This is a genomic window from Kribbella sp. (assembly GCF_035655035.1).
Taxonomy (GTDB): domain Bacteria; phylum Actinomycetota; class Actinomycetes; order Propionibacteriales; family Kribbellaceae; genus Kribbella.
Map to the genome: position 1 here is coordinate 18469 of NZ_DASRVN010000043.1, position 16110 is coordinate 34578.

Here is a 16110-nt window from a genome sequence, read left to right on the forward strand (position 1 = left end):
GACCTCACCAGCCTGCCAGTCCGAGCTGTTGCGCCTGCTTCTTCACGTCGTCGTCGTACCGCGCCGCGCCGTCCTTCGCCTTCCGGATCCCGGACCCGACCTCGACCGTGATCTGCTCCAGCGACGGGCCCTTGACCGGCGACAGGAATTCGAGCGCGAGGCTCGACGCGCCGGGCTTGTCGAGGTACGGCTGCATGTCCTTGATCGCCTGCGGTACGTCGTTCCCGAGGCTGCAGCCCTTCACCGCGTACGGACCGGTCGGCGCGCCAGCCTTGTTCTGCGAGTCGCAGCCTTCCGGGCTGGCGATGAACGCCAGGAACTTCTTCGCGGCGTCCAGCTTGTCGCCGGTCGTGGTCTTCGGGATGTAGTCCGCCCCCGGCGTCCACACGGTCAGGCCGTTTGTGCTCGCGTCGTCACCAGGCAACGCGAACAGGCCGACGGTCTTGGCGGCGTCCGGGTACGTCGCGACCATGTTCGCGACCGCGCCGGACAGCATCGGGTAGTGCGCACCCTTGCCGGTGGCAAGCATCTTCAGGCCGTCCGGCAGCTTCGCGGACGCGAAGTCCTTGTTCTCGTAGCCCGCGTCGTGCACCGCCTCGGTGTGCTCGAACCCCTTCAGCGCGGCCGGGGACGTCGCGTACTTCGCCTGGTTCTTCGTGTACTTGTCGGCGAAGTCCGGCTCCACGGCCGCGACGTTGTGGAAGTCCCCGAGCACGAACAGCTGCGACGTCCAGGTCTCGCCGTACGTCTGGATCACCGGGGCGACCCCGCCGGCCGCCTTGATCTTGGCGTTGTTGGCCATGAACTCGGCCCAGGTCTTCGGGATCTTCAGGCCGAGCTTGGTGTAGACCGGGATGCTGTAGAGCACCGCGCCGCCCTGGAAACCGCCGACGGGCACGCCGTACACCTGGTTGTCGGCGGTCACGGTCTTCTTGAAGTTCTCGTCGAGGTCCTTGACGTAGGGCTCGTCGGTGATCGGGACCAGGTTCTTCTGCGGCGCGATCGCCTGGAACAGCGAGCCGCTGTTGTAGTTGAACACGTCCGGCATGTCGCCGGTGGAGAGCCGGGTCTTGACGATGTTGTCGCCCTCGGTGCCGGCCGGGCGGGTCTCGGTCTTGATCGTGATGTTCGGGTACTTGGCGTGGAAGTCCTTGGCCAGCTGGTTGGCCCCCTTGACGTCCTGGTCCTGGTTGCCGATCAGGTACGTGAGTTCGACCGAGCCTTTGCCTCCGGAATCGCTGCTGGAGCCGAGACTGCCCGCGCTGCAGCCGGCGAGGGTGAGTGAAGAGACTGCCAGCAGTGCGAGTCCGCTGGCTCCTGGGCGGAACCTCATCGTGACCTCCAAAAGGGGATGTACGTCGCGGCGGGGCGGTCAGGGCTGGTGGGTGCCGGTACGGGGATCAGTGGTGCAGGAGGGCGCCGAGGGCGGCCTTGACGGACTCGGGGTCGGTGGCGGTGGCGAGGGTGCCGGCCGGCTGGTCGAGGTAGCGCTCGAGGCGGGCGGCGAGTTCGGCGTCGTCCTTGACGAAACCGCTCTCGACGGCTCCGTGCGCGACGGCGGTCCAGGTCGTCAGATTGTCGACGATCTGACGAACGGTGGCGTCCGCGGGCAATGCGGGCGCCGAGGCGTACGGGTCCTCGACGGTCCACTCGTGCGTACCGTGCCCTACCTCGACAGCCTCCTGGCCGGGGACGTCGACCGTGGCGCGGGATCCGACCGGGACAGTGACGGTGAGCTTGACCCGGCCGTCCGAGCGGGTCCAGCCGACCGACGCCTCGCCGTACGGCGTGAGGTGCTTGGCGGAGGCGTTCGTGAGCTGATCGGTGAACAGCGGCCGTACGTCGATGCTCCGGTATCCCGGCTCCGCTGCAGCGAGGCCGGCGACTCGCCGGTGCATCCAGTCGGCGACGGCACCGAGGGCGTAGTGGTTGAACGACGTCATCTCGCCAGGGTTGATGCTGCCGTCGGGCAGCATGCTGTCCCAGCGTTCCCAGACCGTCGTGGCACCCATGGTCACTGCGTACAGCCAAGAGGGGCAGCTTGTCTGTAGCAGGAGCCGGTACGCCAGGTCAGGATGACCGGAATCGGCCAGAGCGTCCGCAATCAAGGGGGTTCCGACGAATCCGGTACTGATCCGGAAGCCCGCCGTACGCACCAGGTCGGCGAGCCGCTCACCGGCGCGCTGCCGCTGCTTCTCGGTCGGCAGCAATGCCCACTGCAAGGCGAGCGCGTAGTTCGTTGCCGAGTCGCTCAATACGCGGCCGCCCTCAGTGGCGTACTCGGCCGCGAACGCCTGCCGGACCCGGCTCGCCAGGTCGGCGTACTCGCGGGCGAGATCGGTCTGACCGACGACTTCCGCCGCCTTGGCGACCACCTCGGCCGAGCGCGCGAGATGCGCGGTAGCCAGGACGTCGGGGTCTGCCTTCGCGCGGGCAGCGTCCTCCGGGGGTGCCGTCGGGTCGAGCCAGTCGCCGAACTGGAAGCCGCCGCTCCAGAGCAGGTCGGCGCCGGCCAGGTCGACCATCCTGTCGACCCATGCGCGCATGCTCGGCAGCTGGCGCGCAAGCAGCGCGGCGTCACCGGTGCGCTCGTACAGTACCCACGGCACGATCGTTGCCGCGTCACCCCATGCCGCGGTGGCCGGCCCTTCGTTGCGTAGTACGTCCGGTACGACGAACGGCACCGAGCCGTCCTTCTGCTGCTCGGCCGCGAGATCGGCGAGCCAGCTGCCGAGGAAACCGCCGGTGTCGAACAGGAAGCTCGCGCTGGGGGAGAAGACCTGGATGTCACCGGTCCAGCCGAGCCGCTCGTCACGCTGCGGGCAGTCGGTCGGTACGTCGACGAAGTTGCCGCGCATGCCCCACACGACGTTCTTGTGGAACTGGTTGAGCAGCTCGTTCGACGACTCGAACCAGCCGGTGCGCCGCAGGTCGCTGCCGATCACGATCCCTTCGAGGTCCTCCGTGCGGAGGTCGGTCACGCCCGAGACTTCGGCGTACCGGAAGCCGTGGAACGTGAGCGGCGAGTCGAGCGTGACCTCGTCCGGCCCGGCCAGCACGTAGGTGTCGGTGGCCTTCGCGCTACGCAGCGGGCGGACGCCGAGCTCGCCGTTCTCCAGAACCTCCGCGTGCCGTACGACGACCTCGTCGCCGGCCGCTCCGCCGCGGACCTTCAGCCGGACCCGGCCGACCAGGTTCTGCCCGAAGTCGACGAGCGTCTTGCCGGACGGTGAAGTGCTGACCGCGACCGCGGGCAGTACGTCGGTGATCCGGACCGGCGGCCCGTCCGGCGCGACGAGCAGCGTGAGGTCGGCGTCGAGGACGTCGACGGACGTGGGCTCGCCGGGCTGCTTGCGCAGGTCGGTGGTCTGGCCGTCGTACAGGTCGTCGGCGAGGACGTTGCTCTCCCGGGACGTCCAGGTCCCGTCGCTGCCGTACGTGTGCAGCCGGCCGTCCGCGGTCGTGACCTCGAGCTGGGCCAACACGGCGAGGCGGTCGCCGTACAGCTGCGTCTGGTCGTGGAAGCCGATCCGGCCGCGGTACCACGCGTTGCCGAGCAGGAACTCGAGCGTGTTCTCACCAGGCCGGACGAGCTCCGTCACGTCGTACGTCTGGTAACGCAGCCGGTACTGGTACGCCGTCCAGCCGGGCGCGAGCTCCTCGGTACCGACGCGCTGCCCGTTGAGCTCGGGAAGGTAGACGCCGTACGACGTCGCGTACAGGCGGGCCTTGACGATGTCGTCCGGGAGGTCCGCCGTGCCGGCGATCAGCGGGGCGGGGGAGCCGTGCGGGTTGTCCTGCGGGCTGACGAACCGCGCGGTCCAGCCGTCCGGCGTGAGCAGCCCGGCCTCGACGGACGCGGGCTCGCTCCACTCGCTCCAGTCCTCGTTGCCGCGGACCCGGACACGGACCTGCGCGGTCTCGCGGGACCTGAGCGGGTCGGCCGGCCAGGGCACCAGGACCTGGTCGGGCGACTGGACGGTGAAGACCTGGGTGTTGCCGCGGGTGATCTCGACCTCGTACGCCGTCTGGGCGTAGCCGGCGTCCGCGGCCGGGACCTGCCAGGAGATCCGCGGGCTCGCGGTACCGGTCCCGACCACGGGAGCGGCGAGGTGCTCGAAGCGGAGAGCGGTGGGTGCGGCGAGATGCGACATGTGACTCCAACCGACAGTGATGAGCAGGACGGATGAAACGATTCACTGGTTTCTCCGATCCTGCGACCGGTCGTCCTCGGCCACTAGCCCGATGTGCACTGGGTCTAGCACGATCTGCACCTCGGCCCCTATCGTGAAGCATGTCCAACGAGCCGGTGACGACCCGTGGGACTGTCCTGCACTTCATCGAGGGGACCGTCGTGCACGCGGGCCCGCACGTGCACCAGGACTCCCATCCGCTGCACACCCACAGCTTCTTCGAGCTGGCGCTGGTGACCGGCGGCAAAGGCGTCCATCACAGCCTGGCCGGGCGGCAGCGGCTGCGGCCCGGCGACGCGATCCTGCTCCGGCCGGGGGTCTGGCACGAGTACGTCGAGTGCGAGTCGCTCGAGGTCTACAACTGCTGTTTCGCGGCCGACCTGGTCCGCCGCGAACTCGCGTGGGCGCGCGAGGACCCGTTACTGGGTTACCTGTTGTGGACCGGGCCGTTCTCCGCGCAACGGCGTGGAATGCTGGCCACGCACCTCGATCCGGACGCGCTGGCCGAGGCGATCGGGCACCTGGACGGGCTGCGTCAGCTCCGCAACCAGCCGATCGGCCGGCACCGTGGCGAGGTGATCGGCTGGCTGTCGCTGTATCTGAGCTGCGTCGCGCGTACGGTCGCGGACCGGGACGAGCGCCGGGAGGTCACGCATCCCGCCGTCGTCGACGCGATGCGGATGATGGAGGCCGACCCGGCACGGCCGTGGACGCTGACCGATCTGGCCGGCGAGCTGCACCTCGCGCCGGGCTACGTGGTGCGCCTGTTCAAGTCGGTCACCGGGGTGCCGCCGATGGCGTACCTGTCCCGGCACCGGGTCGAGCTCGCGGCCGATCGGCTGCTGCACACGGACCTGCCGATCAACCGGATCGGGGAGTCCGTCGGGTGGCCCGACCAGAACTACTTCGCCCGCCGATTCAAGTCGCACTACGGACTACCGGCGTCGGTCTACCGGCAACGTTTCAATGCCGTCCGGCACGGCTACCCGGCTGCTGATCAGCAGGTCCAGGCCGTCCAGGATCCGCTGTAGCCCGAACTCCAGGCCCTGGTTCTCGCTGCCGGCCGACGTACGCATCGCGGCCACGAGTCGCGGGAAGCGGGCAGCCTCGGTGCTGAGGATCTCGGCGAACGACCGCTGCATGTCCTCCTCGGTGAGGCCGGTGGAGTGTCCCGGGAATGTCGTCGACTGCTGCGCGATGTTCCGTACGTGACTGGTGACGACGAGGATCGCGTCCAACTGCTCGCCGCCGGTCAGTCCGGTATCGGTGAGGCCGGCGAGGCCCTGCTCCATCCAGGTGAGCTCGTTCGGGCCGAGTGGCCGGCGCCCGATGGTGGACTGGAGCAGCCATGGGTGCCGGGTGAATCCGTCGTACAGGTCGTGGGCCCAGGTGTGCAGCGTCTCCCGCCACGGGCCGTCGGGACGCTCCGGCGGTTTGCCCATCGCGAGGTCGCTCATCACCGCGACCAGCTCGGTCTTGCCGGGGACGTACCGGTACAGCGCCATCTTGGTCACCGGAAGGTCGTCGGCGACCCGCTGCATGGAGACCGCGTCGAGGCCCTCGGCGTCCGCGATCGCGATCCCGGCCGCGGCGATCTCCGCCAGCGTGATCGCCGGTTTCGGGCCGCGGGTGCGGGCCGGTTCCTTACCCCAGAGCAGCTCGGTCATCAGATTTTCCTCCGCAACGGACTTGAACTGTGTCTACCATACACATTATTGTGTCCGGCAGACACAGTTACTACCGAGGAGACGATCATGAGGGTTCTGGTTTCAGGTGCGAGCGTGGCGGGGCCGTCGGTGGCGCTCTGGCTGGGGCGGGCGGGGCATGACGTGACGGTGGTCGAGATCGCGCCGGCGCTGCGGCAGGGCGGGTACGCCGTGGACTTCCGCGGCGAGGTGTTCACCACGGTCCTGGAGCGGATGGGCGTGCTGGACGAGCTGCGGTCCCTGCGGACCGGCGGGAGCCCGATGCGCTTCGTGGACGAGTCGGGCCGCAAGCTGATGCGGCTGCCGGCCGAGTTCGCGGGCGGGGAGCTGGAGGTGCTGCGGGCGGACCTGTCGCGAGTGCTGTACGAGCACAGCCGCGAGCACGCGACGTACCGCTTCGGGGACTCGATCGCGGCGCTGCACGAGCACGCCGACGGGGTCGACGTACGGTTCGAGAGCGGGGTCGAGGAGACGTACGACCTGGTCATCGGCGCGGACGGGATGCACTCCGTCGTCCGCCGGCTGGCCTGGCCGCGGGAGCAGGTGGTCGAGCGGCACCTGAACTACTACGTGGCCGGCTGGGAGGTGCCGAACACGCTCGGGATCTCCGGCGACTCGCTGCTGTACAACGTGCCCGGGAAGCTGGCGAGCGTCGGCGCGGACGGGCGCGATCCGGCGCTGGCGCAGACGCTGTTCCTGTTCAGGTCGCCGGTGCTGCAGTACAACCGGCGCGACCTGGACCAGCAGAAGGCGATCATCCGGGAGCAGTTCGAAGGACTCGGCTGGCACGTACCGGAGCTGCTCGCCTGGTTGCCCGCGGCAACGGAGTTGTACTTCGACTCGATCAGCCGGGTCCGCGTGGACCGCTGGTCGACGGAGCGGATCGTGCTGCTCGGCGACGCGGGGTACGGCGCGACGTTCGGTGCGCTCGGCACCGGGACCGCGGTGGTGGGTGCCTACGTACTGGCGGGGGAGTTGGCGCGGGCGGACTTCCGGACCGCGTTCGACCGGTACGAAGCCGCGCTGCGGAAGGCGGTGTCGACGACGCAGGACGGGAGCAGGGCGGGATCGTTCCTGGCGCCGGCCAGCCGGTTCGGGATCGCGAGCCGGAACTGGATGCTCGACAAGCCGTTCTTCCTCAACCAGATGCTGAAGATGGCGCAGAACATGAGCGAGCTGATCGAGCTGCCTACCTACTCAGTCGAGGAGGGGCACTTTGTACAGGAATGACTCCCACGAGTCGGGCAGCCAGCCCGGCACGCCCAGCACCGCCAGGTAGAGCCAGACGCCGGCGACGACGCAGCCCGAGAGCGCAGCAGTTCCGAGGGCCTTCAGCCAGCCCGGCTGCTTGCCGGTCCACGCGGTGAGCGACTTCACCCAGTCGTTGACCCGGCACAGCAGCCGCTGCGCCCACTCGAACTCACTGGCCAGTACGGCGAGACCCGCGATGAACAAGGGGATCCCGCCCGGCCCCGGCAGCCAGCCGGTCAGCGGCGCGGCGAGGAGCAGCAGCCCACCGAGCACGCCCACGCCGATGCGGTAGAACAGCAGCTTCTTCGGGTTCTCCCGGATCCGTCGCCGCCACTCCCACCGGTCGTCCGCAGCGTCCAGCGTGAGGTTGTCATCGGTGCGGTCGGGACTCTCTTTCTCGGCCACGCCGCCAGCTTACGTGGATGCCCGGCGAGGGCGTGACAATCCGGCGCGATCGCCGCAGACTGGCGTCACCGATCGGGGCGTGGTCAACACTATTCGTGACTGGCCGGTCTTCATATTGGTTGTCGGATGCCAGGGGGGCGACGACGTGATCCGAGTCGTGCTTGGCCATCACAGCGCGCTGGTGCGAGGGGCACTGGCGACTGTGTTGTCACAAGACGGGGGACTGGAGGTGGGCGCGGAGGTCGACTCGGCAGGAAAGATGCCGGCGGCCGTCGAACGTCTCAGACCGCAGGTGGTGGTCCTCGACGCGGCGCTGGCAGGTGAGCTGGTGATCGAGGAGGTATGTGGCCGGCTGCCTGGCACCGCCGTGCTGATCGTGATCGATCGGGACGACGTCACGGCCGCGTACCTGGGCCTCGCGCGGCTGGCTCCCCGGGTCGGCTTCATCGCCACGGACGCTTCGCCGGGCGAGCTGATCGAGGCGGTCCGGACGGTCGCGAACGGTGTGCCGGTGATCGATGCCGAGGTCGCGGTCGCGGCCCTGCGGGCAGCGCGCAATCCGCTGACCGCGCGGGAGCGCGAAGTGCTCAGGCTCGTCTCGACCGGCGCGACCGCTCAGGAGATCGCCCGGACACTCAACCTGAGTTCCGGCACGATCCGGAACTACCTGTCACACATCCTCGCGAAGACCGGCGCCCGGAGCCGGATCGAAGCGGTTCTGAAGGCTCACGAGGCAGGCTGGATCTGAGCCTGTTCGGCCGGCTGCGGCGGCTGCCAGTGGCCGAGGAGGTCGCGGTACAACTCCGAGGTCCGAAGCAGCGCCGGATGCCGGCCGAGTGCTGCCTGGTTGCCGTCGAGGACGAGGATGCGCTGGGCGCGCAGGGCCGAGCTGATCCGGTGCGCGACCACGATCAGGCTTCCGGGGCGGGCGGCGAACGCCTCCTCGGCCCGCTTCTCGGCCTCGGGATCCAGGTGACAGGTCGCCTCGTCGAGGACGGCGAGCGGCGCCGGGGACAGGTACGCCCGGGCGAGGGCGATCAGCTGGCGCTCGCCGGGTGAGAGCTGGGTCGGGCGGATGGTCGCGTCCAGTCCGCCGAGTTTCCCGACGAGCGGGGCGGCGCCGACGGCCTCGACCGCCTGCTCAACCTGTCTGTCCGTCGCTGCGGGCGCAAGGTAGGCGATGTTCGCGACGACGCTCCCGGAGAAGACGTAGGCCTCCTGGGGGATCAGCACGCGCGTCTGCGCCAGCAGGTCCGGGGAGAGTTGGGCTGCGGCGACTCGGCCGACCAGGACGCGTCCTCGGGTCGGCGTCCGCAGCCCACAGATCAGCGCGGCCAGCGTCGACTTGCCGATTCCACTCGGGCCGACGATCGCGAGATGGTCGCCCTCGGGTACGACGAGGTCCAGGTCACGCAGCACCGGCTCGGCCTGCGCGCCGTACGCGAACGAGACCGCGTGCAGGCTGACCTCGTGGCCGCGTGGCACGGCTCCGATGCGGGCGTTGGCGGCCGGCGGGCGGCTGTCGAGGATCCGGCCGAGCGTGACGACATACCGGAGGCCACTGTCGCCCAGCGCGGACATGACGGTGCTCAACGCCGGTTGCAGGCCGAGCAGTACGTAGGTGAGTCCGCCCAGCAGCGTTCCGGTGCTCACTCCGCGGCCGATCAGCCACGGGCCGGTGGCGAGCAGGATCAGCAGTGGCGACCAGCCGCCGACGGCGAAGCAGAGTGTGCGGAGTGCGGCGACCTTGGCGAGCGCGCGCTCGGCGGCGGCATGCGCCTCGATCGGTTCGCCGACCAGGGTCGCGACGAAGTCCTCGGCTCCCGCGGCGGTGACGTCACGGATCCCCGCGAACGCGGTTGCCGCGGAAGTCGTCAGCTGCTCGTCCGCGGTCAACGATGCCTGGACTCGTTGCGCGGCCAGGCCGAGGATCCCGAGCGACGCCGCGAACCCGAGCAGGAACGGCGGTACGACGAGCAGCGCGATGATCGGCGCCAGCGACAACAGGCCGGTCGCCACGCCAGTCACCGTGATCACGAAGGTACGCAGTACCAGGATCATCCCGGCGTAGGTGTCGCGGACGATCTCGACCTGACGGTTCAGGCGGGACAGGGCTCCGTCCGTTCGCTCGCCGGTGACACCGCGCCGGAGCGCGTCGCCGACGACCCGGCTGACCAGCTCGTCGCGGAACGGCTCGACGAGGTCACCGAGCCGCCGGTACACCTGGCGCGCGCCGACGGCTCCGAGTGCGGCGGCAGCGACCAGACCCCCGAGCCAGGCCAGTCCCGCAACCGACCGTCCGGCGAGGAACGCGTCGGTCGCGCGGGCGACGGCGACGCCGTACGCCGCGGTGGGCAGGATCTCCGGAATCGACCACGCCGCCAGCTGCACGGCCGGCCGCCGTCGCAGTCCCGCCGCCCCGAACGCCAGCTCCCGCCTCATCCGAAGATCTCCCGGTACGACGGGTTCTGCCACAGCTGCTCGTGCGTCCCGACTCCGCCGACCCGGCCGCGATCGAGCCAGACGACCAGGTCGGCACGTGCCGCCATCGCGGCGCGATGAGTGACGATCAGCCGGGTCCGGCGGAGACGGTCCTCGGTGAGGGTCCGGTTGATCTGCATCTCGGTCGCCGTGTCCAGGCTCGAGGTGGCGTCGTCCAGGACGAGGAGCCGCGTGGCGTGCCAGGCGCGGGCGAGGCCGAGCCGTTGCGCCTCACCCCCGGACATCGGTGCCTCAGGCAACGGAGTGTGGTAGCCCTCGGGCAGCCGGGTGGCGTAGTGGTGCGCGTGCGTGGCCTGCGCGGCCGCGAGTGTCTGGACCGGCGCGATCCGCCCGGCCGAGATCGCCTCGTTCACGGTCCGCCCGATCAGGACCGGACGTTCGAACGCGCAGCCGACCGCGGTGCGCAGTGCTTCATGATTGAGCGCCCGCAACGGTACGCCGTCCAGCCGTACGAAACCGGAGTCGGGATCGCGCAGCCGGCCCGCGAGCTGCGCGAGCACCGACTTGCCCGCGCCGCTCGGTCCCACGACGGCAACCGCGGCGCCACCGGGCAGACTCAGGTCGACGTGGTCGAGGAGTGTGACCCCGTCGGCCCGCACGGTGACGTCGTCGTACTCGAGCCGCCCCGGACCCTCCGGCAGGTTCATGCTTCCGAACCCGACCGGCTCGACCTCCAGGATCTCGGCGCCGCGCCGGATACCGGCTCGCGCGCGGGCCACCTCACCGAGCAGTCCGGTCAGGCTGCCCAGCCCGGCGCCGATGACGGCGTACTGCGCGGCGGCGAAGAGCTCGCCCGGCGTGATGCGCCCCGAGACCACCTGCAGACCGCCGATCGCCAGTACGGCCACCAGGACCAGCGGGCCGACGAGGGCTGCTTGGGCTCCGGAACGCGCCAGTACCTGCCACGTCTGCCGGCCGTGGCGGTGCAGGTCCGGCACGGGGCCGAGGATGCGTCGTTCCTCCCGCTCGACCGTGCCAGCGGAGGCGATCGTGCGGATGCCGGTCAGCGCCTCGGTCAACAGGGTGGCAATGCGTCCCTGCGTCTCCTGGTACGCGAGGCTGAGCTCGGCGGTCCGGCGGGCGAACGCCCACAGCACCGCGACGACCAGCACGACACCGCCGAAGAACGCGACCGCGAGCCAGGGATCGATGAGTGCCAGCAGCACCAGACTGCCGAGCGGTGGAAGCGCCGCCGCCGCCACCGTCACCGCGGCGATGCCGGCCTGCGCCGCGTCGCTGGCACTGCCGGACACTCGGCTGACCAGGTCACCGGCGTCGAACCGGCGGGTGCCCTCCGGTCCGCCCGCGAGTACGCCGCCGACGAGGCGATGGCGTAGCCAGGCCGTCGTCCCCGCGACGCAGGCCGTACCGGCGAACGCGTCGACGAGCGCGGACGTGATGCCGAGCGCGATCAGCACCGCGGCCGGAACCAGCCAAGTGGTGACGCCGTCGCCGGACACGATCGAATCCACCGCCCGGCCGAGCACCGTCGGCAGGGCGAGCGTCACGCCGCTGCCGACCAGTGCGGACAGACCGATGAGCGGCAGCCAGCCCCGCCCGTGCGCCGCCACGGCACCGAAGGTGAGACCTGGCCGGCTCATCGCGTCAGCCCCGTGTGTGCGCCGAGGAACGCCAGCAGGTCGGCCGCGAGCCCGATGCCCCGGCTGACCGCCGCCGCACCGTGGCCGGTGCCGTCCTCGAACCGGAACAGGATCGGCCGCTCACCCGAGGTCGCGTGCTGCAGCGCCGCGCACATCTTCCGCGCGTGCAGCGGATCGACCCGGGTGTCGCCGCCGGACGCGGTGAACAGCACCGCCGGGTAATCCTTGCCCGCGGCAACATGATGGTACGGCGAGTAGGCCAGGAGGTTCTCGAAGTCGTCCGGGTCCGCCACCGAGCCGTACTCCGGTACCCACTCCGCGCCGAGGCCGGCGTACTCGAACCTGAGCATGTCGAGCACGGGCGACGAACAGACCGCGGCCGCGAACAGCTCCGGCCGTTGGGTCACCACGGCCCCGACGAGCAGCCCGCCGTTCGACTCGCCGCAGACAGCGAGCTGCTCGTGGGTGGTCCAGCCGTCCGCGACCAGGGTCTCGGCCGCGGCGATGAAGTCGTCGAACCCGTTCTGCTTGTGGCGGAGCCTGCCCGCGCGATGCCAGCGATCGCCGTCCTCACCGCCGCCGCGCACGTTCGCGGTGACGAACACGCCGCCTCGTTCCACCCAGGCGAGGCGGAACGAGGAGTACGTGGGCGTGAGCGGTTGCCCGAAGCCGCCGTACCCGTAGAGGATCGTCGGCCGTGGCCCGGTCCGCCCGGGCCGGGCGAGCGCCAGCATCCGGACCAGCGTGCCGTCGGCGGAGCGGTAAACGATCTGCCGCGCCCGCACCGTCGGTACGTCGGCAACTCCGGGCGGCGCCGCCCACAAGGTCGTCCTGCCGGTGCGGGCGTCGTAGCGCTGGACGGTTGCGGGAGTGACGTCGTCGGTGTAGCTGAACCAGAGTTCGTGCGCGCAGCCGGAGCGGGTGGTCAGCGAGCCGATCGTGCCGAGGCCCGGCAGCGGTACGTTGCCGACGCGTTCGCCGGTGTGCAGGTCGTGGAGCGCGATCTGTCCGATGGTGTGGCGGCTCCGGGCGACGGCGAGCAGCGGGCGCGGCAGTTCGGGTCCGTCGAGAAGCGCGAGTTCGCTCAGTGGAGCGTCGGCCTCCTCGGCGACGAGCTCGGTCCACGCAGTGGGTCGCTGTGGATCGCCGACGCAGATCCGCCCGGCCGGTGCGTCGAGCGTGGTGACGACGTACAGGCGTCCGTCCCGGCCGACGATCAGCGCGCTGCGCGCATCGATCCCCACTTGGGCCTCGGCGAGGACCGGCGCCTCGGGAACCGTCACATCGGCAAGCCAGACGTCGTTCCGCGCGCCGTGCGCCGCGGAGATGGTCAGCCATCGCCCGTCAGCACTGAGCTCGAGCCCGTACGACGCCCGCCGCGCGAGCACCACCACGTCGTCCGGACGTCCCACCTGGTGCAGCTGAACCTGGCGGTCACGGACGAAGTAGAAGGCGCTGCCGTCCGGCAGCCACGCGACGGGGGAGTAGCGGCAGCGGTCGATCGGTCCGTCGACCACCTGACCCGTGCCGGTGTCCATGACGTAGAGGCTGGCCGCTTCGGTGCCGCCGGTCGAGAGCTGGAAGGCGAGCAAGTGCCCGTCGGGGGACGGCTGCCAGTGATCAAGGGTTGTGCCACCGGTCGGATCGAGCTCGGCCGGATCGATCAACGCCCGCTCGGGCCCGGCGGCGTACAGGACCGGATGATCCTGGCGGGCGGTCCGGCGCAGGAAGAACTGTTGCCCGCCGCGCCACAGTGGCGGACTCACCATGCCGACCGCGCTGAGCTCCGCGACCGTTGCCCGGAAGCGGTAGCGCTCCGGCAGGCCGGCCGCGTGGTCCAGCCACAGCTCGTCCTGCTCCGCCTGCCAACGCCGGGTCGCCGGCTCCGTCGCGTCCTCCAGCCAGCGGTACGGGTCGGCCACGGCATGACCGTGCAGCCAGTCGACGACCGGTCGGCGATCGGCGTCCGGATACCTGGGGATGTTCTGGCTGTGCACCGCGTCCCCTTCCTGACAGTGACGTGGCGCTCTGGACGGGAGGCCGGCGGCGTCCCGTCCAGAGTTTTGAACCTGCTGCACGTCGATCAGTGACACAGGAGCAGGCTGAGGTTGCTGGGGCGCTGCGAGCCGCAGCCGAGGATGGTCAGCGTGCTACCGCCGCCGCCACCGCCATCGTGACCACCCGGAGCCTGAAGACCCTGAAGGTCGAGAAGTGCCATCTCTACACCTCCTTCCAGGAACTAGTTGGGCTTCCGGACCGTCCGCCGCGCGGTCGGGGTCCGAAGAAGGGCAGCGCGACCGGCTGCTCGTGCAGCGCCGCGCCAAGTGCGAGGAGGACGCCGGCCGAACCGGTGGCCAGGTCCATCGAGAGTCGAAGCAGTTGGTTGCCGGGAAAGGCGAGGCCGCCGGCGTACGGCAGCGCGTGCCAGCCCAGGCCGCGAACGAGGCCGTCCACGGGGAGCCCCTGCATCGCAGCGGCGGCGATCAGGCCGGCGCGACCCATGAACAGGCCGGGTTGGACGAAGTACCCGCAGTCGTTCACCCGGCGGAGCGCCGCGAGATCCACAGCCAGCTCGGCGGACGGGCGGTGCCGCAGGTACCGGTCGAGGACGAGCGCGATGCCGGCCGAACCCTCCTCGAGGTAGGGGAGTGTCCGCCACCCCTGGTTGACCTGCAGAGTTCCGGCCTCGTCGCGGACACAGCGGCGCAGATCCTGCCGCAGGGCCGTTTCCGCCAGGTCCAGCAGGCCGGTGTCGCCAGTACGTTCGTAGGCGTGGAGGAAGAGCAGAGCAGGGCCGGACGATCCGTGCATGAGCCCGGCGCGCGGATGTGCTTCACCGCTGGTCTCGGGTACGTCGTCCACCCTGCCGAGCCGATCAGCCACGCGATCGATCACTCCGGTCGCCGCGGCGCGAAGGCCTGGTTCCCCGGCGAAATGGAGCAGGTTCAGCCCGATGCCTGACAGGCCCGAGTAGAGGCCGAGGTCCAGGTCGTCCAGCGGTGCCGCGAGACAACGGTCGATCGCGTCCAGGCCGTCCTGACGGTAGCCGAGTTGGTCCAGGACGTGGGCCACACCGTGCAGGCCGTCGTAGAGACCGATGTTTGCCGCGGGTTCGAGGGCGTGCTTGCGAAGCCAGTCGTCGTACTCCGGGAAGCGGCCCGCGCCGGTGCGGTGCACGGCGTACAGCACACCCGCGGCGCCGTACGCGAGGCAAGTGCCGCCGCCGGGCCGGAACTGGGCGACGTCACCCGGGAACAGCCGGTCCTCCCGCTCGGGAGTAGCGCTGGCGACGATCGACCGGGCGAGGGCGTCGCGGACCTCGGGCCAGCCGGCGCGGCCGGGAAGCGGCAGGTCCGGCATCACCGGGTTGCCTGCGCCCGCGATCGTCGCGACCGCCTGGTCGATCGTTGCCTGGGGCACCGGAAAGGTCTCGGTGATCAGGTCCGCGAGGTGCTGCGCCTTGCCCGGGTGCAGCGGCAGCAGCATGGTCGCCTGCGGCGCGAACAGGTTCAGGCACAGGCACGCGAGCGCGTACTCGTCGGCGTCGGCACCCTGCCGGTCCGGCGGAGCGGAGTAGCCGGGATGCGCCAGCGCCGAACGGGTCCGCTGCTCGGCGAGAGTCGCGACCTCGTAGTCGATCAGGACCAGCCGATCGCCGGCTCCGATCAGCACGTTGTCCGGGTGCAGGTCGCCGAAGGCCACGCCGCGCCGGTGCAGGGACCTGACCGCGCGCTCGACCCGGCCGAGCATCCCGATAGCCCACTCCGCATACTCCTGCAGGGCGTCCGGCGACGGATCCGGTCGCGTCAACGGGTAGCGGGCCACCACGAGCCGCTGCAGCGGACTCGCGTCGACGAACTCCTGCACCAGGAAGTGATGCTCACCGAGTACGACGTGATCGTGAACCGCCGGTACGACGTCCAGCCCGGCCAACCGCTGCAGGATGTCGCGCTCGTGCAGGATCCGGGTGACCGCGTCGCGCCGATCGGCGTCGAGGCCGGCGAGCGGCCGTCCTTCCTTCAGTACGACCCGGGCCCCGGTCCCGCGGTGACGGCCGAGGTACACGCCGCCGCCGTTGGAGAACTGGATCACGCTCTCGATCTCGTAGTCCAGCTCGTCGGTGGTCACCGAGTTCCGGGCGGCAAGGTGCGGTTCCAGGTACGACGGCAGCCGCACCCAGGCGGGTACGGCGAACACCGGCCCGCGGGGATCGGGCACGAGCCGGCCGCCGGCGTCCTCGATCGCGAGCACCCGTTCGCCGCTGCCGGACAGGCAGTGCCGTTCCGCGAAGGCGCCGTACCGGACGAACAACGGCCCGTCACCGTAGCGCAGGTCGCTGAGGATGTACGGGCCGCGGATGCCGCCGAGGAGCTCGCCGAGTTCCTCGAGGACGAGTTCGAGCCGGGACTCGTCCGCCGGGTAGATCGTGACGAGCTTGCCGCTCGAGCCGCG

Annotated in this window: 12 protein-coding genes; 3 read left to right on the forward strand and 9 right to left on the reverse strand. The window is 70.5% G+C overall.

The features are described from left to right. Positions 1–4 precede the first annotated feature (4 nt). Positions 5–1333 (reverse strand): ABC transporter substrate-binding protein, encoded by a 1329-nt coding sequence (locus VFF46_RS03025; RefSeq protein WP_325035445.1) that lies wholly within the window; start codon positions 1331–1333, stop codon positions 5–7. Positions 1334–1400: 67 nt separating this feature from the next. After that, positions 1401–4154, reverse strand: coding sequence for an alpha-L-rhamnosidase (locus tag VFF46_RS03030; protein ID WP_325035446.1), 2754 nt, complete (start codon positions 4152–4154; stop codon positions 1401–1403). A 140-nt stretch (positions 4155–4294) separates the two neighbouring features. Here VFF46_RS03030 and VFF46_RS03035 point away from each other — a divergent pair, with 140 nt between their 5' ends. Continuing rightward, a complete protein-coding gene (locus VFF46_RS03035) occupies positions 4295–5224 on the forward strand; it encodes an AraC family transcriptional regulator (protein ID WP_325035447.1) in 930 nt (309 codons plus the stop codon). On the opposite strand, the gene VFF46_RS03040 is transcribed toward VFF46_RS03035, so the two are convergent. Next, on the reverse strand, positions 5129–5860 hold the full coding sequence (locus VFF46_RS03040; protein WP_325035448.1) for a TetR/AcrR family transcriptional regulator: 732 nt from the start codon (positions 5858–5860) through the stop codon (positions 5129–5131). The two genes, VFF46_RS03035 and VFF46_RS03040, sit on opposite strands and share 96 nt — an antisense overlap. Before the next feature lie 87 nt (positions 5861–5947). Between VFF46_RS03040 and VFF46_RS03045 the strand changes: the two genes are divergently transcribed. Then, positions 5948–7129, forward strand: coding sequence for an FAD-dependent monooxygenase (locus VFF46_RS03045; protein ID WP_325035449.1), 1182 nt, complete (start codon positions 5948–5950; stop codon positions 7127–7129). On the opposite strand, the gene VFF46_RS03050 is transcribed toward VFF46_RS03045, so the two are convergent. Continuing rightward, a complete protein-coding gene (locus VFF46_RS03050; protein ID WP_325035450.1) occupies positions 7097–7555 on the reverse strand; it encodes a PGPGW domain-containing protein in 459 nt (152 codons plus the stop codon). The genes VFF46_RS03045 and VFF46_RS03050 overlap by 33 nt on opposite strands. 13 nt (positions 7556–7568) lie before the next feature. On the opposite strand from VFF46_RS03050, the gene VFF46_RS03055 reads away from it, so the two are divergent. Then, positions 7569–8303, forward strand: coding sequence for a response regulator transcription factor (locus VFF46_RS03055; protein WP_325035451.1), 735 nt, complete (start codon positions 7569–7571; stop codon positions 8301–8303). Here VFF46_RS03055 and VFF46_RS03060 read toward each other — a convergent pair. From VFF46_RS03060 to lanKC, 5 genes are all read right to left on the reverse strand, one after another. Continuing rightward, complete coding sequence (locus tag VFF46_RS03060; protein WP_325035452.1) at positions 8282–9997, reverse strand: ABC transporter ATP-binding protein; 1716 nt, start codon at positions 9995–9997, stop codon at positions 8282–8284. The genes VFF46_RS03055 and VFF46_RS03060 overlap by 22 nt on opposite strands. Then, a complete protein-coding gene (locus VFF46_RS03065) occupies positions 9994–11658 on the reverse strand; it encodes an ABC transporter ATP-binding protein (protein ID WP_325035453.1) in 1665 nt (554 codons plus the stop codon). Before VFF46_RS03065 ends, VFF46_RS03060 begins: the two co-directional genes overlap by 4 nt. After that, a complete protein-coding gene (locus VFF46_RS03070) occupies positions 11655–13655 on the reverse strand; it encodes a prolyl oligopeptidase family serine peptidase (protein WP_325035454.1) in 2001 nt (666 codons plus the stop codon). The genes VFF46_RS03065 and VFF46_RS03070 overlap by 4 nt, the downstream gene beginning before the upstream one ends. An 86-nt stretch (positions 13656–13741) precedes the next feature. Next, positions 13742–13876 carry a SapB/AmfS family lanthipeptide gene (locus tag VFF46_RS03075; RefSeq protein WP_325035455.1) on the reverse strand — a complete coding sequence of 45 codons (135 nt, stop codon included), beginning with the start codon at positions 13874–13876 and terminating at the stop codon, positions 13742–13744. A 2-nt stretch (positions 13877–13878) separates the two neighbouring features. Continuing rightward, positions 13879–16110, reverse strand: a 2232-nt coding sequence (gene lanKC, locus VFF46_RS03080; RefSeq protein ID WP_325035456.1) for a class III lanthionine synthetase LanKC, incomplete at its 5' end; no start/stop codon positions are given.

Excerpts from the sequence above, each read along its gene's own strand:
- VFF46_RS03075 (WP_325035455.1), bottom strand. The coding sequence starts at position 13,876 with ATGGCACTTCTCGACCTTCAGGGTCTTCAGGCTCCGGGTGGTCACGAT.
- VFF46_RS03065 (WP_325035453.1), bottom strand. The coding sequence starts at position 11,658 with ATGAGCCGGCCAGGTCTCACCTTCGGTGCCGTGGCGGCGCACGGGCGG.
- VFF46_RS03025 (WP_325035445.1), bottom strand. The coding sequence starts at position 1,333 with ATGAGGTTCCGCCCAGGAGCCAGCGGACTCGCACTGCTGGCAGTCTCT.
- VFF46_RS03040 (WP_325035448.1), bottom strand. The coding sequence starts at position 5,860 with ATGACCGAGCTGCTCTGGGGTAAGGAACCGGCCCGCACCCGCGGCCCG.
- VFF46_RS03060 (WP_325035452.1), bottom strand. The coding sequence starts at position 9,997 with ATGAGGCGGGAGCTGGCGTTCGGGGCGGCGGGACTGCGACGGCGGCCG.
- VFF46_RS03030 (WP_325035446.1), bottom strand. The coding sequence starts at position 4,154 with ATGTCGCATCTCGCCGCACCCACCGCTCTCCGCTTCGAGCACCTCGCC.
- VFF46_RS03035 (WP_325035447.1), top strand. The coding sequence starts at position 4,295 with ATGTCCAACGAGCCGGTGACGACCCGTGGGACTGTCCTGCACTTCATC.
- VFF46_RS03045 (WP_325035449.1), top strand. The coding sequence starts at position 5,948 with ATGAGGGTTCTGGTTTCAGGTGCGAGCGTGGCGGGGCCGTCGGTGGCG.